The organism is Salidesulfovibrio brasiliensis JCM 12178, assembly GCF_001311825.1.
GTDB lineage: Bacteria > Desulfobacterota > Desulfovibrionia > Desulfovibrionales > Desulfovibrionaceae > Pseudodesulfovibrio > Pseudodesulfovibrio brasiliensis.
Window position 1 is genome coordinate 1 of sequence record NZ_BBCB01000041.1, and the last position, 26,393, is coordinate 26,393.

24 protein-coding genes are annotated in these 26,393 nt (G+C 53.1%); 3 read left to right on the top strand and 21 right to left on the bottom strand.

The annotated features are described in order from the left end of the window. Nucleotides 1–4 precede the first annotated feature (4 nt). Nucleotides 5–394, bottom strand: coding sequence for a DUF3568 domain-containing protein (locus tag JCM12178_RS10720; protein ID WP_054651257.1), 390 nt, complete (start codon nucleotides 392–394; stop codon nucleotides 5–7). Between the two features lie 214 nt (nucleotides 395–608). Here JCM12178_RS10720 and JCM12178_RS10725 point away from each other — a divergent pair, with 214 nt between their 5' ends. Beyond that, a complete protein-coding gene (locus JCM12178_RS10725) occupies nucleotides 609–1,820 on the top strand; it encodes a glycosyltransferase family 2 protein (RefSeq protein ID WP_083465870.1) in 1,212 nt (403 codons plus the stop codon). 27 nt (nucleotides 1,821–1,847) lie between these two features. Here JCM12178_RS10725 and JCM12178_RS20935 read toward each other — a convergent pair whose 3' ends face one another. The 15 genes from JCM12178_RS20935 to pseB form a co-directional block, all read right to left on the bottom strand. Then, entirely contained in the window at nucleotides 1,848–2,486 is a 639-nt protein-coding gene (locus tag JCM12178_RS20935) for a glycosyltransferase family 9 protein (RefSeq protein ID WP_369404504.1), read from the bottom strand. 14 nt (nucleotides 2,487–2,500) lie between these two features. Beyond that, nucleotides 2,501–2,896, bottom strand: a complete 396-nt coding sequence (locus JCM12178_RS20940; protein ID WP_369404505.1) for a glycosyltransferase family 9 protein — start codon at nucleotides 2,894–2,896, stop codon at nucleotides 2,501–2,503. A gap of 7 nt (nucleotides 2,897–2,903) precedes the next feature. After that, complete coding sequence (locus JCM12178_RS10735) at nucleotides 2,904–4,103, bottom strand: glycosyltransferase family 4 protein (protein WP_054651259.1); 1,200 nt, start codon at nucleotides 4,101–4,103, stop codon at nucleotides 2,904–2,906. A gap of 32 nt (nucleotides 4,104–4,135) precedes the next feature. Next, on the bottom strand, nucleotides 4,136–5,941 hold the full coding sequence (locus JCM12178_RS17795; protein WP_083465871.1) for an asparagine synthase-related protein: 1,806 nt from the start codon (nucleotides 5,939–5,941) through the stop codon (nucleotides 4,136–4,138). Continuing rightward, the gene (asnB, locus tag JCM12178_RS17800; RefSeq protein WP_083465872.1) at nucleotides 5,942–7,747 is read right to left on the bottom strand and encodes an asparagine synthase (glutamine-hydrolyzing); all 1,806 of its coding nucleotides are present in this window, start codon (nucleotides 7,745–7,747) and stop codon (nucleotides 5,942–5,944) included. 178 nt (nucleotides 7,748–7,925) lie between these two features. Beyond that, entirely contained in the window at nucleotides 7,926–9,131 is a 1,206-nt protein-coding gene (locus JCM12178_RS18335; RefSeq protein WP_157054874.1) for a hypothetical protein, read from the bottom strand. A gap of 2 nt (nucleotides 9,132–9,133) precedes the next feature. Beyond that, nucleotides 9,134–9,838 carry a pseudaminic acid cytidylyltransferase gene (gene pseF / locus JCM12178_RS10750; RefSeq protein WP_054651265.1) on the bottom strand — a complete coding sequence of 235 codons (705 nt, stop codon included), beginning with the start codon at nucleotides 9,836–9,838 and terminating at the stop codon, nucleotides 9,134–9,136. Nucleotides 9,839–9,849: 11 nt separating this feature from the next. Continuing rightward, the gene (gene pseI, locus JCM12178_RS10755) at nucleotides 9,850–10,902 is read right to left on the bottom strand and encodes a pseudaminic acid synthase (RefSeq protein ID WP_054651267.1); all 1,053 of its coding nucleotides are present in this window, start codon (nucleotides 10,900–10,902) and stop codon (nucleotides 9,850–9,852) included. 127 nt (nucleotides 10,903–11,029) lie between these two features. Then, entirely contained in the window at nucleotides 11,030–11,731 is a 702-nt protein-coding gene (locus tag JCM12178_RS10760) for a WbqC family protein (protein WP_054651269.1), read from the bottom strand. 14 nt (nucleotides 11,732–11,745) lie between these two features. Continuing rightward, nucleotides 11,746–12,762, bottom strand: a complete 1,017-nt coding sequence (locus tag JCM12178_RS10765; protein ID WP_054651271.1) for a radical SAM/SPASM domain-containing protein — start codon at nucleotides 12,760–12,762, stop codon at nucleotides 11,746–11,748. An 8-nt stretch (nucleotides 12,763–12,770) separates the two neighbouring features. Then, nucleotides 12,771–13,793 (bottom strand): radical SAM/SPASM domain-containing protein, encoded by a 1,023-nt coding sequence (locus tag JCM12178_RS10770; protein ID WP_054651273.1) that lies wholly within the window; start codon nucleotides 13,791–13,793, stop codon nucleotides 12,771–12,773. Continuing rightward, complete coding sequence (gene pseG, locus JCM12178_RS10775; RefSeq protein WP_054651275.1) at nucleotides 13,790–14,833, bottom strand: UDP-2,4-diacetamido-2,4,6-trideoxy-beta-L-altropyranose hydrolase; 1,044 nt, start codon at nucleotides 14,831–14,833, stop codon at nucleotides 13,790–13,792. The genes JCM12178_RS10770 and pseG overlap by 4 nt, the downstream gene beginning before the upstream one ends. A 4-nt stretch (nucleotides 14,834–14,837) precedes the next feature. Continuing rightward, nucleotides 14,838–15,458, bottom strand: a complete 621-nt coding sequence (locus JCM12178_RS10780; RefSeq protein ID WP_054651277.1) for a pseudaminic acid biosynthesis-associated methylase — start codon at nucleotides 15,456–15,458, stop codon at nucleotides 14,838–14,840. 12 nt (nucleotides 15,459–15,470) lie between these two features. Continuing rightward, nucleotides 15,471–16,601 carry a UDP-4-amino-4,6-dideoxy-N-acetyl-beta-L-altrosamine transaminase gene (gene pseC / locus JCM12178_RS10785; RefSeq protein WP_054651279.1) on the bottom strand — a complete coding sequence of 377 codons (1,131 nt, stop codon included), beginning with the start codon at nucleotides 16,599–16,601 and terminating at the stop codon, nucleotides 15,471–15,473. Continuing rightward, nucleotides 16,598–17,611 carry a UDP-N-acetylglucosamine 4,6-dehydratase (inverting) gene (gene pseB, locus JCM12178_RS10790; protein ID WP_054651281.1) on the bottom strand — a complete coding sequence of 338 codons (1,014 nt, stop codon included), beginning with the start codon at nucleotides 17,609–17,611 and terminating at the stop codon, nucleotides 16,598–16,600. Before pseB ends, pseC begins: the two co-directional genes overlap by 4 nt. Before the next feature lie 398 nt (nucleotides 17,612–18,009). On the opposite strand from pseB, the gene JCM12178_RS10795 reads away from it, so the two are divergent. After that, a complete protein-coding gene (locus JCM12178_RS10795; protein ID WP_054651283.1) occupies nucleotides 18,010–18,705 on the top strand; it encodes a class I SAM-dependent methyltransferase in 696 nt (231 codons plus the stop codon). Between the two features lie 20 nt (nucleotides 18,706–18,725). After that, complete coding sequence (locus tag JCM12178_RS10800) at nucleotides 18,726–20,222, top strand: ArnT family glycosyltransferase (protein WP_157054875.1); 1,497 nt, start codon at nucleotides 18,726–18,728, stop codon at nucleotides 20,220–20,222. Here the strand turns inward: JCM12178_RS10800 and JCM12178_RS10805 are convergent. The 5 genes from JCM12178_RS10805 to cobA all read right to left on the bottom strand — a co-directional run bounded on the left by JCM12178_RS10805 (nucleotide 20,219) and on the right by cobA (nucleotide 26,112). Then, complete coding sequence (locus tag JCM12178_RS10805) at nucleotides 20,219–20,635, bottom strand: glycosyltransferase family 4 protein (protein ID WP_054651287.1); 417 nt, start codon at nucleotides 20,633–20,635, stop codon at nucleotides 20,219–20,221. The genes JCM12178_RS10800 and JCM12178_RS10805 overlap by 4 nt on opposite strands. Next, on the bottom strand, nucleotides 20,614–21,414 hold the full coding sequence (locus JCM12178_RS10810) for a glycosyltransferase family 4 protein (RefSeq protein ID WP_054651289.1): 801 nt from the start codon (nucleotides 21,412–21,414) through the stop codon (nucleotides 20,614–20,616). Before JCM12178_RS10810 ends, JCM12178_RS10805 begins: the two co-directional genes overlap by 22 nt. 11 nt (nucleotides 21,415–21,425) lie before the next feature. Next, nucleotides 21,426–23,231 (bottom strand): ABC transporter ATP-binding protein, encoded by a 1,806-nt coding sequence (locus JCM12178_RS10815; RefSeq protein ID WP_083465874.1) that lies wholly within the window; start codon nucleotides 23,229–23,231, stop codon nucleotides 21,426–21,428. Between the two features lie 64 nt (nucleotides 23,232–23,295). Then, entirely contained in the window at nucleotides 23,296–24,336 is a 1,041-nt protein-coding gene (locus JCM12178_RS10820) for a glycosyltransferase (RefSeq protein ID WP_439646704.1), read from the bottom strand. Between the two features lie 270 nt (nucleotides 24,337–24,606). Continuing rightward, on the bottom strand, nucleotides 24,607–26,112 hold the full coding sequence (gene cobA / locus JCM12178_RS10825; RefSeq protein ID WP_054651291.1) for a uroporphyrinogen-III C-methyltransferase: 1,506 nt from the start codon (nucleotides 26,110–26,112) through the stop codon (nucleotides 24,607–24,609). Nucleotides 26,113–26,393: the final 281 nt, after the last annotated feature.

Genomic DNA, 26,393 nt, shown 5'->3' on the forward strand with positions numbered 1-26,393 from the left:
TGGGCTAGAGGTTCCGGGCGATGGCGTCGTGGATGCGCCTTGATTCTGTCTCGTTGCCGAGCAGGCCCACCCGGACCGTCACCTGCGTCAGGCTGTCGCCTTCCAGCGAGAGGGAGATGTAGATGTCTTCCCCGTGGTAGCGGCCCTTGACGCTTGCCGAGTCCCCGTCAAGGCTCTGGGAGGTGATGTTCATGCCAATGTCTCTGCAGCCGTCCAGCGTGGCGTTGTAGGTCTGCCTGATGCCCGCGCGGTAGTCGGCCCGGGCGTTGCCGTCCATGTACACGTATGTGCCTGCGGCAGCCGCGCCGCCCACGAGGATGGCGCCACAGCCAGCAGAGGCCATGAGCATCATGGCCACCATGAGGGCGGCCAAGAGTTTTCCGATCGGTTTCATATGGTTCTCCTTTGGTTGCATGCAGTGTCCTGCGGGTCTGTGATGGTCCGCGTTCCGGTGTCTCCTAGCACTGCCTGAAGGGTTCGACAATGGGGAATGCGGGTTCGACCGGAGGAAAGCAGGAGAGGGCAACCTTGGAGCGGGGGGATTATTTGCCTTGAAATCGGGAAACAAGGTTTGTATCTGAGTGAAAAATCACAAATTGGGACCTTGCATGAAAAAAGATACCAGCGGGATGAAGGCAGACGGTTCTCAGGTCGAACGTGGGACCTCTTCTGCCGGAACCAAGGCCACGCCAAAGATCAGCTATGTCATTCCGTGTTACAACATGGAAAAGTGGCTTCCCGCTGCAGTGGAGTCCTGTCTCTATCAGTCCGACCCCGAGATCGAGGTCGTGATCGTGAACGACGGTTCCACGGACGGTTCCGGTGAACTGGTTGATCGTTATGCGGCAGCGGACAGCCGCGTTCGCGCTGTGCATCAGGAAAACAAGGGACACGGCATCACCCGGCAAACCGGGCAGGAACATGCGCGCGGCGAGTTCATCCATTTTCTCGATGCCGACGACTTCCTCGACAGGCACGCCACAAGGACCATGTACGGCGTGGCCAAACGTGACAACGTGGACGCTGTCTGCGGCAATGCCATCGTGTTTTCCGAGAAGACCCTGAACACCCGGAAGTATTTCCATCATCCCGCAGCGTCGAATCTGCATTTCTCCAGTGCGCCCCGGTATTGGAAGAGCAAGGTCCTGTGGCGCTGGATTTACCGCAGGGACGTGCTGAACGAGCTGAATATTCACCACCCGCACTACAAAATGGGGCAGGACGTCTGCGTCAACTTTCAGATCCTGCCGCAGTTGAAGTCTTTTTCCCAATGCCCGGACTTCTTCTATTTCTTCAGGCAGGAACACAAGGCCGCAAGAATCAGCATGGAAGTGTTGGTGGAGCATGCCCTGCAGCATTATGCGGCAGCAAAGCAGACCCTCCTTGAGCAGGGTGAGCCAAAGGCGCTGGTGCGGTATCTTCAGGAAAATTACCACCGGGACACGAAAAAGACAGCAAAGCGCCTGCCGGATGACGGCGAACACTGGAAAGAGCGCTGGCTGGCGATTTCGCTTGATGTCTTTGAGGGCCTGAAGCCGGAGTGGTTTACGGAAGAGTTTCTCGCGCCCGAGGTCAGGTGTGACCGAAAATTCGTGCCGCTGGCAAAGGCCCTGTGCGCGAAAGATGAAGCAGCGGCCATGAGCATTTTCGAGAGCCACATCCCGGTTGAGAGTGTCGCCACGGAAGTGTTCAGGCAGAACAAGAGCAGCAGTTTCCACACATGGCGGCGGAAGATGAAGTCCGTTCTGAGTCCGCTCTCCCTGAAGACACGGGCAACGCTTCGTCACCTGAAAAAACTGGAAGAGAAGCGGTTTCGCTAGCGTCTTCGCAAAAGCAGTTTGTAGGGGCTAGGGAGCGTCGGCCGGAATTTCCTTGAGAACGTCGGTCAGCACAATCTCCGGGGTGAGGTCGTGCAGGCAGGCTAGGGTTCCCTCCGAGCAGGTGCTGGAGTTGCACTTCCGGCAGTCCACCCAGATGGTCGTGAAGTTCTGGTCCGGGGCCGGGAATGTCCATGCCGTGCCGCCGGTGGAGCCGATCATGGTCATGGTCGGCGTGCCCACGGCCAGCGCGATGTGTCTCGGCGACGAACAGTTCCCGATGTGCAGCCAGGCATGTTCCATCACCGCCGCCATTTCCCGCAGGGTCAGAATCCTTTCAGGGAAAATGCAGCGATCCTTGTTTTCCATCCCGTCGTAGGCCGCCTGCACCTGCTTTTCTTCGCCCGGGCCGAAGCAGAGCAGGAACTTCGTCTGCGGGCGGTGTTCCGCGATCAGGTCCATGAGTCTGGAGTAGTACTCCGCAGGCCAGCGGCGCGTCTTGCTCCAGTGGGTGTTGCCGATGGTGATGAGCACCTCGTCGTCGCCAAGTCCGTTGTCCTTCAGGTACTCTTCGGCCCATTTTTCTTCGGATTCCGTGAGCTGAATCTTCGGCCGCTCGCGGTTCCACTTGATGCCAAGGGGCGCGAGGACATCGCTTCTGCTCCTCACCGCGTAGCCTCCTTTCACCCGGGGCCCCAATGGGTGTAGAGCCAGCGGTTGTACCACTTCGGAGTGTAGGTCAGCCGGTATTTGGCCATGGAGAACAGCACCACCCAGCGGATTCTGGGGAGCTGCTGCATGTCCACCACCAAGTCGAAGTCCTGTCTGGCGACTTCCCGATAGAACCGGAGGGTCTGCCAGAAGGAGAGCTTTTTGTCGATGGGCCAGACCTTGGTGATCTCCGGGTTGTTCTCCGTGACGGGAAGGCACTTCTTCTCCGTCAAAAGGTGAATCTCCGCCTCGGGGAAGCGCTTCTTCAGCAGGCTGATGATCGGCAGGGTCAGGACCACGTCACCGATCTGGCGCTGCTGGCAAACGAGGATGCGCTTGGGGGAGAAGTCTTCCGGGATCATTCGCATGGTCTGGTTACTCTTGAGGCTTGCTGGCGTTCTGGAGCACGGAGCCGATGATTGCCTGAATCCGCTCGGTCTGCTTTGCCAAATCAAATTTCTCGCTGACGGTTTTCAGGCCGTTGTCGATGAAACGCTGCCGCAGGGCTTCATCGGTCAGCAGGGCATGCATGGCCTCGGCCCATTTCTCAGGCGCATCGTGTGGGAGCAGGAAGCCGTTCTGCCCGTGCTCGATGATGTCGACAATGCCGCCCGAATCGGCCCCGATTACCGGGGTCCGGGCCTGCATTGCCTCGATGAGGACGCGTCCGAAAGAGTCGTTGCGAGACGGCAGGACGACCATGTCCATCGTGCCCATCAACTCCCTTGCGTCTGGCCTGTGCCCTGCGAATATGATTCTGTCGGAAAGCCCGGCAGCCTCGGCCTGTTTTTGGAGGGGGTGCATCTGGGGCCCGTCGCCAAGAAAGAGCAACACGCAGTCCTGATGCTCCCCGGCCATCTTTGCAAAGGCGTCCACAAGCATGGGAAGGTTTTTCAGTTCAATCAGACGGGCAACGCTTCCAATAACATGGGTGGTGTCAGGAATTGAGAATTCCTTGTGAACGTCCACGGTGGCCGAGATTGCGTGGGAGACCGCATTGTAAACCAAGTGGCTATTGCCCTTGCTGATTCCTCTGGACTCCCAGTATTTCTTTGTCGGGGTCGAGTTGGAAATGTACGCATCCACCGTCTGGTTGGCCAGTTCGGCCTTTTCTGTCGTGAAGGACCCGCCGTCCATGGAGCGCAGATGGCTGATGAGCGGGATGCCGCAGTCGCGTGCGACGAGGCAGCCGAAGAGGTCCCTGTTGATCTGGTCGTTGAGGTAGAGCAGGTCGATGCCATGCTTGGCGACAATGCGCTTGAGACCGCGAATGACAGGGCCGTGGTACATCCGGAACAGTGCCATCCCCCATTTGGGGTGAGCGGAGAGGGCCTTGTCGGCACGCTTTTCGACGTTGCCGTGGATCACTTTCGGCAGGCTCTTGGTGTAGGCCAGATCGGTCAGCAGGTAAGTCGTCACACCCAGTTCCCGCATTCTCTCCAGATAGTGGGTCCGGTTCAGGAACGCCACCACCGGCGTGAAACGGTCGCGATCAAGCGACCTGACCGTCTGGTAGAGGCTCTCGAACGAGCCGCCGCCGACGATGCCGGTTTCAACGAAGAGGATGTTATTCACAATTATCCTTTTAGAAGTGGGTAAAGGTAGCCCTACTGTTTGAGAAATCTATCGATTGTAATCAGGTGGTAGATAATACCACCGATGTGCCGATGAGGCGGGGTGGCTATCCATTCTGGGATTTTCTTTCGTAAAAGGTCCATATCGAACAAGTTGAGAGAGTCAATAGCTTCAGAGTTGGCTGCTTCCATTGCTAGCCTGTTCATAGTCTTATGTTGCTGTATAAGTGTGAGTCTGTGAGGCCAGGTTCTATCAGAGTCGCCTTTCGGGATTCGGTCGGATTTCCAAACGCCAAGAGCTTTCATTAGTCTTCGTTTGATTATGTATAATTCTCTTTTCCATGCATGATAATTTGCTGGCATACCGGTGTTGTTATTAATGATTGCTCCCAGCCTAGGGTCAGCTTTCTGTAGAGCAGAAATTGCTAGCTTTGCGTTTATTCTATGTTTAGCAGGTAATGATAGGTAAAAGTTAAAAATATCATTGTCGAAGGTTAGCGTTCTTTGTTCAACGCATGTTCCCATGCTGGTTAGATTTGTATAAGGATAGTGCCGAGATATTGCATGATTTAAAAAATACTCCCAAGTGTCGTAAGGAGTATTGCAAAAACCTGAGCTCTCATCGACCAACTCTTGTATAGAGCTGTGTAGTTCGTTTTGAATGGGTCCTCGCTTGTTATCTTTCAAAAGTGTGGCAGGGGACACCACCTTTACTTTATAAGAGATGTTTTCAATAAAAAAGCGTGAGATGTCGTTGGGAATGCTCTGGAGGTGTTTCCATTGGGTTTTACCCCAGATACGTAAAGGTTTCGTAGGAATATACATTCCTTGGAACATGTAATCGACTCCATGGCCATGGAAGACTATGTCGGCATGCTCCCTGACATCGTCACCATATCCATAGAAAAGGGCGTGATCGAAAACATGCATTCCCCCGCCTAACTGAACCAACTGGTCGACTACTTGAGAATATGGCTCCTCTCTCAAGTTGAGATGAACGTGCTTTCCACCTCTGATTGCGACAGCTTCCGCTGCAGAGAGGAATTCATGATTTTTACCAGGTGTAAGCGTAAAACTGGTGGGAGGGACGTCGAAACATGACAGGATGGTTCTTGAATCCTTACCTCCGCTGAGAAATAGGCCTATGCGCCCGGGATTGTCGCTGGTTTTTCTGTGGATTGACTGTTTAAGCAAGTGAACCAAGTGGTGCGCACTGGTGTCGAGTGAATCGTTTGATTTATGATATGACTGATTCCAGTATGACTCTTCTGATGTTTTGCCATCTGAATATGAAAGCAGCGAAGCTGCTCTAAGGAATCGTGAGTCTTTGTCGTAAGTCTTGGTCCCAAAAAGACGTTGAAAGTATATAAATTCATAAAATGCGTATGAGTTGTGAGTACAAAGACCTTTTTCATTAAGATATTTCCACAGGTCATTATAAAAAACGCTTCCCACAAAGCCATCTTTGCTTACATGGTAATATAAAGGTATTGCGGTAAATCTATCTGTTGCTGCAGATAGAGTTTTCTTTTGTTTGTCCAAATGAATGATGAGGAATTCGCCATTGACCTCTGCAAGTTTCTTTTTAGTTAATCCTTTGGCGAAATCGAGTGAAATAGATTTAGGGTCAATCCGCCCGTGCTTCATAGGATGACCAAGTGTTACGGTGATCGTGTCGGTCGTTTCGTGAATAAAGCAGGAGGTGTTGTAGTTTTCAAAAATGACTTTCAGGCCTTTTGCATTGAAAGCGTACCTGTGTCCATCATCGTGTCCTTCGTTGCTGGGAGTGTATGAAACTATAAATCGGGGGAGATCGTGTGAGTTATTTAGATGCATCATTTAGTTTACCCCGTGTGTCTTGAAAAACGTATTTAAAAGTAGAAGCCTAGTGCATATACGAGAGTATGCCTTGTTTGTTGTCCGGTTGTTCCATGCACGCCTGATAAGGTCAGCGTCCAGTCCGGGGATGTGGAAAGTGGTGAAATCTACACCCTGGGTAAATTGGTCGGATGGATTGATAAAGCCGAGTTTTCTTTTTTCAATCAGATTGTCTGGGACATATCGATGTAAGAGTCGTCGTAGAGGTTCTTTTTGACCAAATGCTAAAAGTCTTTCTGGAGCAATTCTAGAGACTGTCTTAACTAAAGAGCGGGACAAAAATGGAGTTCTTAATTCGAACCCTGCTCTCATGCTACCATGGTCGAATGCGGGTAGGTGGCTGTTTTGAATAACCGTACTCAACTCATACCGCGGAACGAAGTGTTCCGGCGCTTCGGAGTTCTCAAACTCATTCTGGACCCAGCTTTTATATCCGGGAACTGAACGTATCCATTCGAGACAATGTGAGTTCTTTATTGCAGGATACACCTCATAAGGCTTAACGTTGATTAATGCATCGAATGTGCTTAGATCTTTGCGGGTTCGAACACCATTTTTAATTGTCGACCAGCACTTCTTAATTGAGTCCGGCAAAGCGTATTGCTTTCGTTTAGTGTAGATAAATGAGTGTTTTGAATAACCGTAGAATACCTCATCACCGCCCATGCCCGTAAGAGCTACTTTGAAGTGGTGTGCTGCAGCTTTGGACACTTGATAGCAAGATATAGCAGTAATGTTGTCGTTAGGCTGTCCGAATAAGGAAAGAGCACCGTTTGGACCGATATAGGTGGAATCATCTTCACTTGTGATTTCGAAAAAATCCAATCCAAGGTGGTCGGCAATGCTTCTGGCTAAGGGTGCTTCATTAACCACATTCCCTTTACTAAACGATACGGTCAGGCACTGAGGGCGAATCCCTAACTCGTGTCTGACAAGAGCAGCCACCAACGGGGAATCAACGCCTGCGGACAGAAAAAGGCAGAGAGGTACATCAGATATAAGGCGTCCCTCAATACTCTCAACAAGAGAGTCTCGCAGTGTGTTCAATTCTGATTCTGAAAGTGGCGAAGGTTTTTTGGATGTACGCTTTGGGGGAGGGATTGACCAGTATTGCTGGGTTGGTGCACATATCCCATCCTTAATGAACAGCGTGTGGGCTGCCGGAAGCTTATAAGTGTTTTTAAAGGCAGTTTTAGGTGCAGGTATGTAGCCCATCAAAAGAAATGCAGTGAGAGATTCAGCCGAAATTGATGGATCTGTTTTGAGGATGCTCCACAGTGGTTCTAGTTCAGAACTGAAATAGATACCATCTTGGGTTTGAGTATAGTAAAGAGGTTTTTCTCCAAAGCAGTCTGTGGCGATAGCAAGTTGCTCCCCGTCCCACAAACAGAATGCAAACATTCCATCAAGTTCGTTGAGAAGGTTCTTTCCCCACGCATGCCAGCCCTTAAGAAGTATCTCTGTGTCCGAAGTTGTCGAAAATGAATAGCCCAAGCCTTGAAGTCGAGACTTCAACGATGGGAAGTTGTATATTTCACCATTGTAGGAGATTCTATTTTGTTTGAAGGACATGGGCTGGCTCGCGTCTTCAGATAGGTCAATGATCGATAGTCGCCTATGCCCGAGAAAAACGCCACGTTTCTGATCATACCACGTTCCAGAATCATCGGGGCCACGATGGGTCAGCATTGATAGACCCTTTTCGCAGAGCCCAATGTCGTGATCTGTCAGGGGTCTTTTAAGGTAACAACCGAAAATTCCGCACATTATGTTTCCGTAAGTAAAGTCTTTGGAATTATTGTTCTATAGTGTGTCATCAATGATAGAAATACATAAAAAATAGATGATTCGCATTGTCCTGACAAGCCCTGGCGGCGTGTACAAATCTACCCACTGCATAGACAGTATGGGGCTTTCTTTGTGCCATACCTGTGTTTAGAAGGGCTTATGCTTGAGATTGTTCTTTTAGTTCGTGGACGACAACTTCCCAGATTGTCTTGTCCGTAGGGCAAGTTGACGGAATCAGGTACTCGCGTGTAAACGCTGCGTATCGCTCATGGTCTACTTTGAGTTCTTTCTTTATGTCTAGCTGTTTGGCTTTGGTTAAGTTTACAACGCTCTTTCCCAAAAGCTCTGCGAAAAAGTATGGAAATAGTTTTTCTTCTCCTTTTTCAAACTCATCTGTTGTTAGGCATACGACAGGTTTATTAAAAGCAACGGCATACGCAACACATGAACTCCAAAAATTCAAAACGATTGAAGACTGACTGATGAGTTCAAGCGTCTGACCTTTAATGACCTTGAAATCATGATAATGCTCAAGCCAATCTTTCTCAACGGCTCTTGGGTGGGCTGCTACGACCACTTGATAACCTTTTCCCTGAAGATCACGTAATGCATTGCGTATTGGGCCGTATAGTCCTTCTGGAGTTACATGGCGACAGTAGGTGTCTTTACCAATCCTGTCTGGATGGGCAAGTGCGACGCTATCAACAAAAACCGCAAGTGGTGCTGATGTGTTTTTCTTCCATGGCAGAGGAGCGCCTTTGCGTTTCCACTCAACAATTTTCGTATAATCATGTGAGGGGCCCTTTATGATGACTGTTCTTGGGCCAACAGGAAGAACGCTTTTCCGCCAAGTATCCGAATTGACCACAGCATAGTCGGCAGATCGCATGCCAACCAACTCAGCCGGAATTTTGCGACTTAATGCGATAGTGCTGCAGATTTTATTGTAGGAACCGATCTTTCTGAAAAAACGGACTATTCGTTCGGATAGTGGACGATTTTTTGGGGCATCAATCTTAGGGTTTGGGCAGTCTTTGGGTAACAAAGCCACGTAACGGAGATCATACTTATTTAATGCTTTGTATATGAAGCGAGAATGCTTGTCATAGTGAATCAGTGAAATAATCCATGTGCGGGAGTCCATTGTACGCAGTTTATCCAACAGTGTGGATTTATCAGGAATGGATAGCCAGTACTTCTTTCCTTCAGGCCGTTGCGGGTAATACTCTTTGGCTGCCTTGGGTCGAAAGATAGGGGTTGTTTCCCATACTTCCACGTTACAGTTTTCTTCGAGCAGTCCTGCAACGTAGTTGTGATGAAAAAAAGTACAGCATTTGCCCGGAGTCAGAATAAGAATGTTCACCCTTATTTCATTCCCTGTTTGAGTCGTAACGATTCGAATCGCATCTGAGCAACGTCCCAATCTTCCGGTGTGTCGATGTCGACAACGTTTTTTCTTGAGATAGTAACGCCGCCGACTTGTTCTCCGAACATCTTGCGAGTCTTAGTAAGCGTTGGCCCATCGCAGAGATAGAATTGTGCGGCGTCTTGAAAGCGATCAGGGAGGTCCTGAGACCTTGTGTACATGTGTTCGGGCTGCGCGTACGACAGACGCCCGTCCTTGTTTTGGGTCAGTGCCCGCTGAATTGGAAACGGAAATTCCGTTATGGACATCACCATCTGGTAATTCTGGCTGTTAATGAGTTCGAATCCTTCTTCGAGAAGTTCCGGTGTCAGGAAAATGGATGTGGGATACACACAGCAGAGTTTGTCGACAATCAGCCCTGACGATTGCAAGGTGTCAAGTGCATGCAGTACGACATCTTCCGTCGTGGCGTAGTCGTCGGCAAGCTCATCCGGTCTCATAAACGGGATTTCAGCTCCCCACTCCCGGGCTACGGATGCAATCTCCTCACTGTCGGTGCTTACGTACACATGATCAAACAACTTGCTGTCCAAGAGGGTCTCAATAGGCCACGCGATCATGGGTTTGCCGCAAAAAGGTTTGACATTCTTTCGTGGGATACGCTTGCTGCCCCCTCGTGCGGGAATGATTGCAATTGTTGCCATGAGTTCCTCGCTTATCCTATCAAATCCCAAGAGAGGGGAGTCCCCTTCACGATGTCCCGTGCAGCCTTTTTGCCCAGCACCACGGTATGATATCTGGGGTGCAGTCCGTCGGCAGGGCGAAGAACCTTAGTATTCTTTTCGGAAAAAACGTCGCCCGCTTTCATGTCATTCGATACGAATATCGACCGCCGGAAACGGAGGCTGTTAACCTGCCGTTTCGTGATGTCATATGAGACATCGCCAAGAGCTTTCTCGCTTGTGCGAACGGCAGCAACCATCGCTTTGAACTCGTCGGGCTCGAGAGAGAACGCGCTGTCCGGGCCGCCATCCGCGCGTGCGATGGTCATATGCTTTTCCACAATGCTCGCGCCGAGAGCCACAGCCGACACAGGAACAGCTTCAACCATGCTGTGGTCCGACAGCCCGACAGGGCAACTGAACGTTTCTGAGAGGTTGGGTATGGTCCGCAGGTTCATCTCTTCTGGCGGAGCAGGGTAACTGCTGACACATTTCAGAAGAGCGATCTGTGTACTTCCAGCTGCTTTCAGGGTCGTCATAGCCTCGTCGATTTCGGCGAGCGTTGCCATGCCGGTGGACATGATGACAGGCTTGCCTGTTGCGCCGATCCGCTTCAGGAGCGGAAGGTCAACGACTTCAAAGGAAGCGACTTTGTAAGCCGGGACTGCCATTTCTTCCAGAAAGTCAACAGCAGTGCTATCAAAGGGGCTGGAAAAGCAGTCCATTTCGAGTTCGTCCGCAATCGCTTTGAGTTTGGGCTGCCATTCCCAAGGGGTATATGCCTCACCATAAAGCGCATGGAGGTTCTTCCCATCCCAGACAGTACCCCCCGAGACTTTGAAGATGTCAGTGTCACAGTCGAGGGTCATGGTGTCGGGTGTGTACGTTTGCAGTTTAACTGCATCGGCACCTGCCTCCTTGGCAAGACGGACAAGCTCCACAGCCCGGTCAAAGCTCTGATTATGATTGGCCGACAACTCTGCGATAATATAGGTGGGGTGTTCGCCACCAATGGTGTGATTCCCGATTCTGATGCTTGGCTTCATGCTACATATTGGGTTTGTTGATTTTTGGGAAAGCGTCGCAACGCTGGACTGGCATTTGTTGACGAGTATCGGATCGTCAGTATGTTGCAGCCCTCTCCGGACTCTTTATGTAAGCTCGGAAATCGCTTTACGCAAGCAGGAGTTCACGTGTGGCTTCGGGACCAATGTTCATAACGGCGTCAAGAGCTGACATGTGAGAGAGGAACTGCCCGAAGCGTTGTTCGTATTCGGGGTGTTCCCATGTCTGGTAGTGCACGTTGATGCCTGCGCCTGTCAGTAAATGCTTTTCAGGGTCAAGATAGCTGGCGGCACCTATGGGGGAATAATAATCTGTAGCTTCTGTCTTCCTGCAAATGTCCAGTATCAATTCCGTTCGTTTTCCGGTGGGTTTCAGCTGGGTGGCTGAGAGAAACTCTGTTTCCAGATCAAGCCACTCGCTGACCATTTTGATGCCGGATTCATTGAGCGAGGCCAAAGATGTGTGCTCGGTCGCATACCATGCTTCCAGCGCAGGCCTGAATCTCTTGAAGTACGGTGTTTTGCCTAGCAGAGTGGTAATGGTCTGTAGGTGCTTTCGTTTCCAGTTTGATGGTTGCGACGCAATCTGTACGTCCCGGATCAGCGTGTCGAGTCCCTCGCGTTTGACCGGCACGACAAGCCACACTGGAGATCCGTTCGTCCCTTTCAGTCTGTTTCTGCTCTGCCAGGACTGGTGGGCGTATTGGACATTGTCCAGAAACACGAACGCATCGCAGCGGTTGATCATCTCGTAGAAGCCTAGCCAAGGCAGATAAGTGGGCTGCATGATAGCAATAGTCTTTGTTTTCATATCTGATGGGCTGATTATGAGGAAGAATCAAAGCAGGCCTTACAAGCTTCGGCGTATCTTCCGGCTATCATGTCCTCTCTGAAGGTCATGAACTTGTCGGAATCCCATATGGATTTAAGGGATTGCTCGTTGATATTACCCATGACGAGGTCGCGCATTCCATAGAACGAACAGCAGGGAGCAACGTCTCCATTTCCCAGGATCATTACCGAACGCCAACCGAAAGAGCACCGGATGTCCCGTTCCTTGTCCTCTATGGGGGCGTACAGATCAAAGTCCCAGTACTTTTGGACGTCGATGGTGTCCACTTTGTCGATCCAGTAATCGACGAACTGCTCTCGTTCATGATGGTTGAGGTCCATATCCACGAAGCTGAGGCGGACAATGGGAAGCATAGAGTTGAGTTCCTTGCGTTTCTCAAGAAGGTACTCAATGTTGCTAATGAGTTTCTTGTAATTGCCGCCCCTGACCTTCTTGTAGGTTTCTTCGGTGATCGCGTCTATCGATATGGTGATCCTGGTAATGGGGGTCTCGAGCAGCTTGTCGACTGTTTCCTTATCAAGCATCGTACCATTCGTGATGAGTATTGTATCCAGAACTCCCTTGGAGTCCGCGTACTTCATCATTTCAGGGATGTCCTTTTCAAGCAGCGCTTCTCCGCTTGCCCCGACCCAAATTGCGGGGAGGCCATGCTGCTCGCCTTCGTCCATGAGTTTGGCAAAGGTCTCATAGCCCAGCCGAGCATTAGAAAAAATACCCGGTACTTCTTCATGCCACTTCTCGCGGCTTCTGACACAGAAGACGCACTTCAAGTTGCAGTTCGAGACGGGCTCAATGTAGATGTTCAAAGGAAAAGGGATGTCGGTCCGCTCTTTATCAACCTTGTGCCACATTCTCCTATATTCGATGAAACGCTCCTTTCTGTCTTCAGGGAGCGCCTCGTATATGACCTTGACGAGGTCATCTTTTTCATAGCGGTCTATTCTCTCAGCATTGGACTGTTCAACAGTGTTGTCCGGGCGTGAGGGCATATATACTCCTAGCTATCCTTGTTCAGGGATGCGAAACAGGTCATACAACAGGTTTTGTACTTGTCATTTTTCATGTCTTCGCGGAATTGCCTGAACTCTTCGGAATCCCATATTTCTTTGATGGATTTTTCGTGGATGTTGCCAATCACAAGGTCGGGCACACCGAAGAAAGAGTTACAAGGCACGACGTCTCCATTGGCCATGATATCCACCAGTCGCCAAGGTACGCAGCAATGGAAAGGTTCGACTGTATCCGGGTCCGGTGGTTCAACAGCGTCCAGATCAATCAGCTTCTGAACGTCAACAAGGTCCACCTTCTCTTTCCAGTAATTGACAAATGCTTCCGCTTCGTGGGTGTTCTGAGGCATGTCGATGAAAGTGACCCGAACGACCGGAAGCTTCAAGCCGAGTTCTTCTTTTCGCTGAATGATATAATCAATGTTAGCAGTAAGTTTTTTCAGATCGTGCCCACGGACAACCTTATAGGTTTCCGGTGAGAAGGCATCAATGGAGATGTTGATTCTGGTGACAGGAATTGCAAGAAGCCTATCAATGATCTCCGATGTCAGAAGCGTGCCGTTGGTGGTTAAGATGGTATCCATGATGCCCTTTTCATGGGCGTACTCAAACATTTCGCATAACTGCTTCTCAAGGAGAGCTTCCCCGCTGCACCCAAGCCAGATGGAAGGCATGTTGTTAGCACTGCACTCGTCGACAATTCGCTTATAAGTGTCCCATCCCATGCGTTTTGCCGTGAAAAGCGAAGGAGCCTTCTCTTTCCATTGGTCCTTGCTACGGATGCAATGGATGCAATGAAGGTTGCAGTTGGAGATAAGTTCAAGGCTGATGCAGAGCGGGAACGGCAGGTCTATGCGCTCCTTGTCCGCGAGTGTCCATTTTTCTCGGTAGTCAACAAACGCCTTTTTCTTTTCGTCGGGGAGGGCGTCATAGATTGTTTGCAATACGTTGTCGTTGCTAAATCTGCGAAGATGGTTTTTTTGTTCAACAGTATTGTCAAGTTCATGTTTCATGGGGTTTCTCCAAGTATCAGTCGTGCCAGCCAGTCCGGGTCGAAGGCTGTGTCGCGAATGCTCTTTTGTTTGTGAATGATATTTGACCTTAGCTGGCTGTTCGCAAGCAGACTTTCAACGCCTTTACGGATATCGGCCGGGGTTGCCTGCTCGTGCCATCCTAAGTTGAGCGCCATTCCCTTGGCGTGGGCGTCTTCGGCGAATGCCCGTTGGTTCTCGGCGGTAACAATCACCAGAAAAGGTGTCAACATTGCGATCAGTTCATAAGCCGTGCCGCCACCTGCGGATATAGCAATATGAGCATGCGCCATCAGGCTGGCCATGTCGTCGGTCTGTTGTATGAGCACGATGGATCTATCTTGGCGAACAGCCTTCAGGAGACCCTCATAGTGTGGATTATGAGGTCCTGCGACAATGGTCGCTTCGATCGGTAGATTGACGGATTGTAATGCCTGAATAACCTTAAGAACGTTGTTGTCCGGGTCACCTCCACCTAGGGTTACGAGAACCCGGGCGAAGTCTTTTATCGGAGTGTGGGATTTAGGAGGCATTCCCACAAATTCATCACGCAGGGAACAGTATTTCAAGCCGAGAAGCAACTGCGTATGTGAGGCCAGTTTTTTTGAAGGGTATAGTCGCTTGTCGGCGTAGCTGTTTGGGTTCACAACGTAATCGGTGTGATAGAATTGTTGTTCGCTGTTGTCGTCAACAAAAAGGGTCCTAAGCCCTTTGCCAACGAAAATCGATTGGTAGTCTGCCGAAAAGTGGTATCCGTCCAAGAGGAGGTGACTTGCCTTACGATCTTTTGCGATCTTTGCGGTGTATATGGCGTCCTCCATACTGCCGGGGACGTGAGGGACCTTGGTTACCTCACAGCCCAATGCTGCAAGCCGTTCATGAAGGGGTCCGGCATCCGTAGCAATGGCGAAAGAGACTTGCCGTTTCGATCGGATGACCGAGCGAGCCATGGCAAGACAGCGCATAACGTGACCTGAGCCGATTGTCGCATCCGCATCGGCCCTGATTAGGAGGCCGCTCATGATACTATCGTTTTTCGAGAAGGAACCAGGTCAGGTCATCCAAGGGGAACATGGGGTCACGGTGGTAGATGAAGCCGTAATCCACCAGAGAAAGGTTCTGGTATTTCCCGAGCATTTCACCGGCGAAGTCGCGTTTGAACAGGCGGTCTGCGTGGCCGCGATAATTCACAGTAACCGGCGTCGGATTGTAATACTCGGCCACGACGATGTACTTGTTGCTTGTCGTGTAGAGTAGGTCGTAAACGCTTGAAAGGTGGTCCGGGTTTATGTGAATGAGCACTCCGCAACAGAACGTGAGATCAAACCTTTCGGTGGTCTGATAGTCGAGCAATGAGCCTATGTGCGGGGCAAAACCACATCGTCTCGTGAATTCGTCCACAACGTCGGGGTTGATGTCGACCGCAGAGTACTGAACGTTTGGCATTATGCTCTGGAGGGCCTGAATGTTCAGCCCGATGTTGGAGCCGTATTCCATGACCGAACCGATGTCTGAAGCCCGGGAAAGAGCCTTGGTCCAAAGGGCTGCCTTGCTTCCCACCAGGTCCAGTTCCTTGTTGCGCTCCATGTAGTGGGCAGCAAACTCTCCTGTCCAGAATTCCTCTTGTTCGGTTTTGTATTTCGCCACGAATGTCTCCTGTTATTTGAGTGCTGCGATGAACGTGTCAATTGTGTATTGTAAGTCTTCATCGTTCAACTGCGGGTACATGGGGAGGGAAATGATGTCCTCGAATGCCTTTTCGGCAACAGGGCACATACCCCTGCCGTATTCGAAGTTCTTTTTGTAATATGTGAAGAGGTGAACCGGGGGATAATGAACATTGACGCCGATCCCCTTGTTTCGCAGGTGAACGAACAGTTCATCCCTGCTTATGCGCGTCTCGCCGGTAAGCCGGACAACGTACAGATGGTAAGCGTGCCTGACATTCTCGGCGACTGAGAGCGGTGTGAGGCCTGCTATTTTGGCAAAAGCGTCGTTATATTTGTCGGCAATGTCGTTTCTTCGCGCTATTCCAGCGTCCAGCTTTTTCAACTGGCTTAGTCCCAAGGCGCACTGGATGTCGGTTATGCGGTAGTTATACCCCAACTCCGGGATGTCATATTGGAAACTGACCTCCTTTTCGCGCTGGCGGAAGTCAGTCGATATCCCATGGTGGCGGAAAGTCCGCGCCCTTTGGGCGTAATGCTCATCGTTTGTAGTGATCATTCCGCCTTCACCAGTCGTGATGTGTTTGACGGGATGAAAGCTGAATGCCGAAATGTCTGCAATGGAGCCGACATTTTTGTTTTTAAAACTTGCACCGATGGCATGGCAACTGTCAGCCACGAAGACGAGCCCATGCCTGTCGCAGACTTCCCGTATCGCAGTATAGTCACAGGGGTGTCCTGCATAGTCTACGGCCACGACAGCTTTGGTCCTTGAGGACACCCTTGCCTCCAGATCTGCAGGATCCATGAGCAGAGTGTCTTCACAAACATCGGCAAAAACAGGCGTTCCTCCCTGATAGACCACGGCGTTGGCAGTAGCGGCGAAAGTAATCGGTGGCACGATAACCTCGTCACCGGGGCCGATGCCAATGGCGAACATGATCGAATGAAGCGCTGCCGTACCGTTGCATAGGGCAATGGCATGGTTAGCGCCCACATAAGCCGCCACTGCGGATTCGAATTCGGTAACCAGAGGGCCGCAGGTGAGCCAGTCCGAGCGCAGGGCCTTGCAGACCACATCTATGTCATCGTCATCTATATACTGCCTACCGTACGGTATCATTTTCTCTCCACGCCATACGTGGCGCAGTATTCATCCACCAAATCGCTGATTTCCTCAATGTTCAACCATTCTGTATTGTTGCCACTTGTGTATGAGAAGCCTTCCTGACAGGGTGTGCCTCCCATTTCCTGAATGTCTGTTTTATACTTGTACCATGTCAGGTTGGGAAGGACGACGAAGTACGAGTCAAACTCGTATGCGGTTCGGGCGTCATCTTCCGTGATCATGCATTCATGAAGCTTTTCGCCCGGGCGTATTCCGACGATGTCGACTTTGGCTTCTGGGGCGATGGCGGTGGCTACGTCAAGAATTCGGTAGCTGGGGATCTTTGGTACATAGAGTTCGCCGCCAAACATGACCTTGAATTTATCCAACGTGAAATCGATTGCGTCGTCGAGATTTATGGTGAAACGGGTCATTCGTTCGTCAGTTACAGGCAGTACCCCGGACGCCCTTTTTTCAAGAAAAAGGGGAACCACGGACCCGCGGCTACCGAGCACGTTGCCGTAGCGGACGACCGAGAATTTGCAGCCATCCTTTTTGGACATCTGGTTGCCGTTAATGAACAATTTGTCCGCACAGAGCTTGGTGGCACCGTAAAGGTTCAAGGGGGCTGCGGCCTTGTCGGTGCTCAAGGCAATTACTTTCTCTACACCGCACCTGATGGCGGCCTGAATGATATTCTGGCTACCCAGGACATTGGTTTTTATGAATTCAAATGGGTTGTATTCTGCCGCAGGCACTTGTTTGAGTGCGGCTGCATGAATGACGAAATCCACTTCGTCGAATGCTTCTTCAAGACGGCTGCGGTCCCTGATATCGCCCAGGAAAAATCTGAGGCAGGGATGCTCGCTTGCAGGAAACTGCTCGCGCATTTCCGACTGCTTCAGTTCGTCCCGTGAGAAGATGATGAGCTTATTAGGGGAGTATTTCTGCAGTATGATCCTGATGGCAGCTTTGCCAAAAGAACCGGTACCGCCAGTGATCAATATATTTTTTCCATTGAACATAGTGTCTCCTTGTGGCTTACGTTTTTACGCCAACTCGTAATAAATATGAAGTAGTTTCTTTTCGGTCTTATCATTCTGTTTTGATTGGTTTTTATTTCCGATCTAGGTGGAGTGAAATGCCTAGGGAAGAAGAGTGTTTCTCGTTGCGGGCGGCTGTTGAGTCTCCTCGGCGCAGACCAAAAAAAGATATCCATAATGGACAGCTTTACAAACGGTTAGTACGAATATAGAAGATCGTTTGGTCTAACCTATGCTTAAAGAATTCATCTTAAGACGCTGAAGTATCCTGTTTTAGGGAACATGTAGCCGTCAGGGCGCAATCATTTGTACTAAACGAAAGTGGCCCGGGTTTTCTGTTATATTAGGACGTTCAGTGCGACGTATCATTCGGAGGGGAAATGAGGAACAAGGATAGTAGGCTGAGCGACAAACAGTCTGAATTTTACAACTATTATTCCATGACGTTTCATGATCACCGTTTCTTTGAGTGGTCGTCCGTATGGATGCAGGCCAAGGAGCCGATTTGTCTTGAAGATGTCCACAGTGTTCTCGAGTTCGGGACGGGGCGGAATGTGACAAAGGCCCTTGTGGAGCATCACGGCATCAAGCACACCAGTGTGGATTTCAACGAAGAGTTGTTCATACCGGATGTTGTCGAGACCATCGAGTCGTATGAGAGTGATGAAAAGCACGATATGGTCTGCGCCTTTCAGGTTCTGGAGCATGGCCCAAAAGAGGAGCTTGTAACCAGACTCAAGAAGTTCAAGAGGTTGTCAAATAAATACGTGTATATCTCCGTTCCTTGGTCGGGCCGATGGGCTTCTGTGCTGATGCACATGAACGTCAAGAAGTGGTTTGATTTCAAGAAGTGTTGGCATTTTGTGTTCAACAAGACGAAGAAACGCAAACCAAACGTCAAGGCGTATGCGCAACAGGAAGAGCATTGGAGACCGCACTGGTGGGAAGTCGGGGATCATGATTTTTCGAAACAAGACATGCGTAAGTGCATTGAGGAAGCCGGTCTGGTGCTCCAGTGGGAGAAGCACAACACCATGTTCCCCTCCCATGTTTTCTACATGATGACAGTTGACTAATACCGGGAGCGGAGAAGCCTTTGAAACCGTTATCGCAAGCAAGTGGCGTTCAAACCAGCCGGGCTGTCGTGGCCGGTCTGTTCTTTTTCAGCATCGTCGTTCGCATCCTCACAGCCGAGTATGTCGAGAACGGCGGTGACTGCATTACGCTTTGGCTGAATATCAGGCGATTCTGGGAAGGTCTTGGCTTCAACGCATGGAACCATCACACCATGCGCTGGGCCATCACGATGCCGCTCATAGCGGTGACAAAGGTCTTCGGAACCAGTGCATGGGTGTATTATCTCCTCCCCACGCTGTATTCCTCGGTGGCGGCCGTTCTGGTCTGCCTCATCGGTGAGCGGTTGCATAGCGTCCGGCTCGGCGTCATCTCTTCGATTCTTTTCATTCTCTACCCTCAGATGGCCCAGACGGGCAGCCAGATATGGCCAGCCGTTTTCGAGCTGACCTACATTCTGGGGAGCGTGCTGTGCATCTTCATCTGGCTCGATAAAAAGCACCTCGGCTGGTTGGTTGCGGCGGCACTCTGTTTTGTGCTGGCCTGGGGATCACGGGTGACGTGCATCTACTTTTTCCCCGGCCTGCTGGCCTTGATCTGGCTGCCGACCAGAAGCTTCAAGGCGGTGTTTGTCTTTTGTGCCGCTGTCGGGGCGTTTCTCTGCATTGAGCACCTCTGCATCTATGCGGTGACTGGCGAGCCGCTCGGCCGGATCGGGGTCATCAAGGGGACCCACGGCGCACAGGCAGAGTTGCAGACTTCCTTGAGTGATTATCTGCTCAACTTCCTGAACTACAAGAAGCTCCGGGGGTTGCTGATCGTCACCGTCGTCACTGTGCTGGTGGCCCTCTCCATGCTCAGGAGCCGCGAGCAGCGCAGGAAGGCGCTTGCCGTTCTGTACCTTGTTCATCTGGTCATGCTGACGTGGATGGTCTCATCCGTGTCGCCCCTGAAGCTGGCGCTGCCGGTCGGTTCCAGATACGTCTGCGCCAGCATTCCCTTCGGCCTCCTGCTGACCACGCTGTGGCTCTACGATCTGCACAAGGGCAAACCAAGGCTTGCCACGACGCTGCTGTGTCTCTTCATTGCCGCGTTTACCTATTTCTCCGTTGCCAAGATTCCCGGCAACAACAGCATCCTCCAGACGAGACGCGACGCAATTGTTCTTGGCGACGCGCTGGCCAGCAACGACCCGATCTACATCCGCTACATCCCGTGGCAGCCGAACTTCGTGGAAAAGGCCGTGATCGAGTATTTCGGTGGCAAGGCGCGCAAGAAGTCGGTGGACGCCAGCGACGTGCGGCGGTTCATGGACAAGAACCGGAACCGTATCGTCTCGCTTTACATGCGGGACACGGCTGAGGCGGCGGCAAACTATTCGCGCCGCCCGGTCAGGATCGGAAGGTATCTGTATACCTTCAGCGAGCTGGCCGAGGGTGACGAGCGTTTTGAAAACGCGGTGACGGTGGAATTCGGGCGCAAGAGCTTTGAAGCAAAGCCGGGCGCGCCGGAACTCTAGGCTGTACGGCTGGTGAGGAGCGTTTCGTAGAGGGCCGTGTACTGGGTGACGATTGTGGTCCAGTCGTGATGGGCGGCCCGTTCAAGGCCGAGGCTGGTCAATCGCGCGAGGTTGTCCGGCGATTCCATCAGTTCGCAGATTCCGTCGATCATGGCCGGGACATCATCCACGGCGACCATTTTTCCGTACTTGCCCATTTCCACCACATCCCTGCACCCCAGTGCGTTGGTGGTCAGCACCGGCGTGCCCGCCGCCATGGCCTCAATGAGCACCCGGCCGAAGGTCTCGACCCGTGACGGGAAGACGAACAGGTCGCTCATGGCGTAAATCTCGACAAGCTCTTCGCCCGGAACATGCGTCTGGTCGCGGCCCGGCTCGGCAGAGGCGTTGCCTATGCTGTGGATGGTCCGCACATGCTCCTGCAAGCCTCGTTCGCGAACCTCTTGCATAATGCGTCGGTGTCCTTGCCCACGACCAGCCAGCGAAAGTCCTTCCCGGCGTTCTTGAGGCCGGAAGCAATGGTCGGGATCAGGTCAAAGCCTTTTTTCGGATGGTTGCGGCCAACGGAGAGCAGCAGAAAGGCGTCTTCGGGAATCTTCCATTTACGCCGGGTGGCGGCATGGTCGCGCGGCCTGCCGAGGTACTCGCAGTTGATGCCGTTGGGGATGGTGGCGATCCGTTCCCGGGAAACGCCGAGGTCCTCAAGATCGGCCTCTATGCCGGGCGTGAGTGCGATGACCACGTCCATGGCCCGAATCGCTTTGCGGATGGCGCGGTCTTTCTCCGGATCAAGGCGCAGGCCATAGCCAAGTTCGGGGACCGCCTGCACGTCGTCGCCGTGGGTGCGTAGCACCAACGGGACGATGCCGGACAGTCCCTGCACCATGGCTGCTTCGGGGTAGGCCCCCATCACCTGCCAGAGATCGTATCCGTGTTTTTTCTGCTCACGTCTCAGCCACCGGTTCGTCAGGGCGGGGAGCCGTTTGTGGACGGACATGAACTTCCACATGAGCGGACGCACGCCAAAGGGCAGGGAAGTATAAAACGTCTTGTGTTTTCGAAATTCGCGGTCCGTAACGTACAGGGTGACGTCATGTCCGGCTTCGGCGAGCATGGCGAGCAGGTTGTACGTGAATATCTCATAGCCGCCCGCCTTGAGCAGTGACTCGGCTATTACGCTCGCGATCTTCATGGGGTAGCCGCCTATTCGTCTGCGCTGATCTGGCGCGCTTCGTCGTCGGTGATGGTTTCGCTGAACTGCATTTTGTAGAGTTGTCCGTAGAGCGGGCAGCTCTTGAGCAATTCGTCGTGCGTACCAATGTCGAGGACCTCGCCCTTGTGCATGACCACGATGCGGTCCGCGTTGAGGACCGTGGACAGGCGGTGGGCGATGACGATGCTGGTCCGTTCCTGCATCAGGTTATCAAGCGCTTTCTGCACCACTCTCTCGGACTGGGTGTCGAGAGCGCTGGTCGCCTCGTCGAGAATGAGCAGGGCAGGGTCCTTGATGAGGGCGCGCGCGATGGTGATGCGCTGCTTCTGGCCGCCGGACATCTTGACCCCGCGTTCACCGCAGATGGTGTCGTATCCGTTGGGCAGACCCTCGATGAACTCATGGGCAAAGGCGGCCTTGGACGCCTCGATGATCTGCTCTTCGGTGACGTTGTCGAAACCGTAGCCGATGTTGTCCTTGATGCTCATGTTGAACAGGATGGGGTCCTGCGAGACGATGCCTATGGAGCGACGGAGCAGCCCGAGGTCGTACTCTTCGATCGGGATGCCGTTGAAGCGTATTTCGCCGGTGTCGACGTCGTAGAACCGCGGCAGCAGGTTGACCAGCGTTGTCTTGCCGGACCCGCTGGGGCCGACAAGGGCGACCTGCTCGTTTTTTCGCACCGTGAGGTTGAGGCCTTTGAGAGCAGGGGTCGTGACCGTGGGGTAGGTGAACGTTATGTCCCGTATCTCGATTTCCTGAAGGGGGATGCTGACTTCCTTGGTGCCGCCGGTTTCAGGCTGGATATCTTCGGAATCGAGCAGGCCGAACACGCGCTCGGCGCTGGCAAGGGACTTCTGTATGTTCTTGTTGGCGTCGTTGAGCTTCTTGATCGGCTCATAGAGCATGATCATGGCGGTCACGAAGGAGAAGAAGGTCCCCGGCGTGGAGGTGCCTTCAAGGACCTGCTTTCCGCCGTACCAGAGCACGCCGCTGATGGCGATGCCGGCCGCCAGTTCCATGATGCGGCTGGAGAGTTCGCTGGCGAGCACCTGTTTTTTGGAGAGGCGGACTATGCCGTTGCTTTCCTTGGAGAAGCTCTTGAATTCCTTTTGTTCGGTATGGAACGCCTTGATGAGCCTGACGCCGCTGAGACATTCATGCACCACGGAGTTGATGTCCGCGATCTGTACCTGAAGGCCGCGCCCCAGCTTTCGCAGGCGTTTCCCGAAGTGGACGATGGGCACGGCGCAGACCGGCAGAACGATCAGCGCGATGATTGCCAGCTTCCAGTCCTGATAGATGACCACGCCCACGAGCCCGATGCAGGTGATGACCTCGCGAATGGCCATGACCATGGTCGGCACGCTCTCTCGGATGCCGTTGACGTCACCGAGGATTCTGGACATCAGCATCCCCACCTGACTTTCCTCGAAAAAGCGCATTGGCAGGTAGATAATGCGGGAGAACATCTCGTTGCGCAGCCGTTCGAGCACGAGCAGGCCGGTGGTGTTCATCAGGTAGGTCTGGGTGAACCGGAAGATGGATTTAATCAGGATGACGCCGAAGAACGCGAGCGGAACCAGAACGAGGGCGACGGTGTCCTTCTCCACGAAGATATTGTCCATGGCGGGCTTCACCAGATAGGCGGTGGCCGCATTGGTGCCGGAGACAATGACCGCGGAAAGGACGCCGATGATCACTTTCCATTTGTGGGGCTTGAAATAGTGCAGACACCGCTTGAGCAGGTGGCGGTTGTCGAAGTGCTCTATGTGTTTGAGATTGTATTGCGACAAGGAAAAAGCTCCTCAATAATGATTCGGGGTGTGGCTGCGGGTCGCGAAGCGCCCGGCGGCCCGGTTACAGCAGATCGTCGTATACGGCCTTGAGTTGTGTCAGGTAGTTCTCCATGGAAAACTGCGGGGCGGCGTCAAGCGCCTTTTGCGCCATGGAAGCGTGAAGCTCGTCGTTTTCCAGAAGCAAGGCGATTTTGTCCGCTATGTCCTCGACCTCCGTGGTGCATATCAGGCTCGATTCGGCAGCAATCTCCGCCGAGGGTACATGCTCCGAAATGACGGCGGGCAGGCCGCAGAAAAGCGCCTCCACATGCGTGATGGGAAGCCCTTCGTAATCCGAGGGCATGGCCAGAATGCTGGAGGCCCTCAGGTGTGCCGGAATCTCCGTGTTGGCAACAAACCCGGCAAGGCACACGTCACGCTCCAGCCCGAGTTCACTGCGTAGCCGCTTCAGGTCCGGCATCATACTGCCGTCGCCCAGAATAAGCAACGAGGCCTCGGGGACCCGTCCCTTTACAATGGCCATGGCCTTGATGAGCCTGTCGAAATTCTTCTGCTTCACCACGCGCCCCACGCCGATGACGGTCTTGCCACGCAGCCCGTACTCAGTCTCCAGATCCCTTGGTGCAACGTCCAGTTTCTTCGGGTCCACCGCGTTGTAGAGCACCCGAACGGGGCGCTTTGCCACGTTGTGGTCGCGTTCGATGGTTTTCGCCGCTGCTTGGGAAACGGAAAGATACTGTGTGGTGCACCATGAAAGCAGCTTGTTGATGACGCGCCGCTTGGCTTTCCTTTCGGACTTGATGTTCCTGATGTGCGAGACGACCGGAACGCCCAGACCGAGGGCCGCCAGCCTGCCGAAGTAGTCGCCGGAGAAATGGAGCGTGTGGACGAGGTCGACGTCGAGGTCTTTGAGCACCTTGCGGAGCTTCAACAGCGTGTCCAGCCGGTGGGTGTTGATGGCCTGATCGCCGTTTCCGATGGAGATGACCGGGATGTCATGCTCCTCGTACGCGGGCATGAGGCGCCCGTGCCGGAAACGTTGATGACGTACGGCGTGATGTCCGGATCGTTTCGCAGGTTGAGCGAGAGGTCCAGCAGCCAGTTTTCAACGCCGCCGAACGGCAGCCCGCCCACGATGTAGGCTATTTTGCGAGGCGTTTTGCTTGGTGTCATACAGATATCTGTGTGGATGCGTTAAAACCGGACGGCAGGGCTAAACTCTAGCATATTCCGCCCCATGTCAAAGCAAATGATTGCTGCATCAACCGCTCGTTTTCAAGACACTCATATCTCAATAATCGTGCGCCATGCGCTGACGCAAAAAGGCCGGAGCATGTGCATACCCCGGCCCGAATGATACCCATGCGCCTTGCTAGGCGTCGTCCAGAATGGCTCCCACCAGCCCGGGGATGGTGTAGTCTTGCGGCTGCACGTCCGCCTCAAAGCCGAAGCCCGACAGCGTGCTGGCCGTGATGGGCCCGATGCTGGCGATCTTGACCTCGGGGCAGCCCTTCACGGTCTCCGGCCTCACGAGCTCGAAGAAGTTCTCCACCGTGCTGGAGGAGGTGAAGGTCACGTAGTTGATCTTGCCGAGGGCCATGGCCTCTTCGATGGTTTCGCCGCTCTCTTCGGCCAGACGCGTTTCGTACACCGGCAGCACCTTGACGTTGCAGCCCGCCTTGGCAAGCTCTTCGGGCAGCACCTCGCGGGCCACCCTTGCGCGCGGAATCAGCACGTTCTTGCCCTGAACGCCGAGTTTCAGCAGCCCGTCCACAACGTGTTCGGCAACGTACTTCTCGGGGACGAAATCGGCAATGATGCCGCGCTCCCGAAGCGCGTCGGCAGTAGCCGGGCCGATGGCCGCCACCTCGATGCCGCCGAGCATGCGCGAGTCGAGGCCGATCTCCTCAAGCCGGTTCCAGAAGTGCTTGACCCCGTTTACCGAGGTGAACACCAGCCAGTCCCAGCGGCCAAGCTGCAGTAGGTGCTCTTCAATTTCAGCGTCATTGTCCACCGGCTCAATAGCGATAGTGGGAAATTCGTACACGCAGGCACCGAGGTCGCGCATGATCTTGACCAGCCCGCTGGCCTGCTCCCGTGCGCGGGTGACAACCACGCCCTTGCCGAGCAGCGGCTTTTTCTCGAACCAGCCAAGCTTGTCGTGCAGTGAGCAGACCCCGCCCACAACAATGATGGACGGCGCCTTGAAACCGCGCGCCTTGGCGTCCTCGGCCACGTTCTCCAACGTGGAAACCATGGACGTCTGGTTGCACCGCGTTCCCCAGCGCACCAGCGCCACCGGCGTATCCGCGGCGCGGCCGTGCTTCATGAGGTTCTCGGCGATCATCGGCAGGTTCTTCACGCCCATGTAGAACACCAGCGTGGAATTGGACTGCCCGTACACCGACCAGTCGTGCCCGGACTTTTCCTTAGTCGGGTCTTCGTGACCGGTGATGAAGCATACGCTGGTGGTATGGTCGCGGTGCGTGACCGGAATCCCGGCATACGCTGGCGCGGCAACCCCGGCAGTGATGCCCGGCACCACCTCAAAGTCGATACCCGCCTCGACCAGTTCCTCGGCTTCCTCGCCGCCGCGTCCGAAAACATACGGGTCGCCACCCTTCAGGCGGCAGACGCTCTTGCCGGTGCGCGCCTTCTCAATAATCAACTCGTTGATCTTATCCTGCGGCAGCGTATGATCGCCGCCCTTCTTGCCGACATACAGGACCTCGCAGTCCTCCTTGCACCAGTGCAGAAAATCGGCATTGGCAAGATAATCGTAGATCATGACGTCACACGTCTCGATCACTTCCTTGGCCTTCAAAGTCAGCATGCCCGGATCGCCCGGACCGGCTCCGACAAGATATACTGTGGACATTGTGTATTGCCTCCGGCGGCTCAAACCCTCGCTAAAAGGGGTGAGTGCCCCAAAACGGTCAGTTTCAGGGCAAGGTGAAATGTTCTGTTGCTTGAGGGGCTTTCCTAACAGGTTTCAGGGGGTTCCCACAAGCCGCAGGCAGGAAGATTTTTTGGCCTCCGGGGGTGCCTCCGGCGGCCCTCCGGGGCTTAAAACCTTTCGGGAAAGGTTTTAAGAATTCCAAAGCTTTTTGGTTCGCCTTCGGCGCAATTGTCCGTTCGTGTGAGGCCTTCGCTTGTTGC

Coding starts and splice junctions, on each gene's coding strand:
- JCM12178_RS10720 (WP_054651257.1), bottom strand. CDS start 394: ATGAAACCGATCGGAAAACTCTTGGCCGCCCTCATGGTGGCCATGATG.
- JCM12178_RS10725 (WP_083465870.1), top strand. CDS start 609: ATGAAAAAAGATACCAGCGGGATGAAGGCAGACGGTTCTCAGGTCGAA.
- JCM12178_RS20940 (WP_369404505.1), bottom strand. CDS start 2,896: ATGCGAATGATCCCGGAAGACTTCTCCCCCAAGCGCATCCTCGTTTGC.
- JCM12178_RS17795 (WP_083465871.1), bottom strand. CDS start 5,941: ATGATGCATCTAAATAACTCACACGATCTCCCCCGATTTATAGTTTCA.
- asnB (WP_083465872.1), bottom strand. CDS start 7,747: ATGTGCGGAATTTTCGGTTGTTACCTTAAAAGACCCCTGACAGATCAC.
- pseF (WP_054651265.1), bottom strand. CDS start 9,838: ATGGCAACAATTGCAATCATTCCCGCACGAGGGGGCAGCAAGCGTATC.
- pseI (WP_054651267.1), bottom strand. CDS start 10,902: ATGAAGCCAAGCATCAGAATCGGGAATCACACCATTGGTGGCGAACAC.
- JCM12178_RS10760 (WP_054651269.1), bottom strand. CDS start 11,731: ATGAAAACAAAGACTATTGCTATCATGCAGCCCACTTATCTGCCTTGG.
- JCM12178_RS10765 (WP_054651271.1), bottom strand. CDS start 12,762: ATGCCCTCACGCCCGGACAACACTGTTGAACAGTCCAATGCTGAGAGA.
- JCM12178_RS10770 (WP_054651273.1), bottom strand. CDS start 13,793: ATGAAACATGAACTTGACAATACTGTTGAACAAAAAAACCATCTTCGC.
- pseG (WP_054651275.1), bottom strand. CDS start 14,833: ATGAGCGGCCTCCTAATCAGGGCCGATGCGGATGCGACAATCGGCTCA.
- pseC (WP_054651279.1), bottom strand. CDS start 16,601: ATGATACCGTACGGTAGGCAGTATATAGATGACGATGACATAGATGTG.
- pseB (WP_054651281.1), bottom strand. CDS start 17,611: ATGTTCAATGGAAAAAATATATTGATCACTGGCGGTACCGGTTCTTTT.
- JCM12178_RS10795 (WP_054651283.1), top strand. CDS start 18,010: ATGAGGAACAAGGATAGTAGGCTGAGCGACAAACAGTCTGAATTTTAC.
- JCM12178_RS10810 (WP_054651289.1), bottom strand. CDS start 21,414: ATGAAGATCGCGAGCGTAATAGCCGAGTCACTGCTCAAGGCGGGCGGC.
- cobA (WP_054651291.1), bottom strand. CDS start 26,112: ATGTCCACAGTATATCTTGTCGGAGCCGGTCCGGGCGATCCGGGCATG.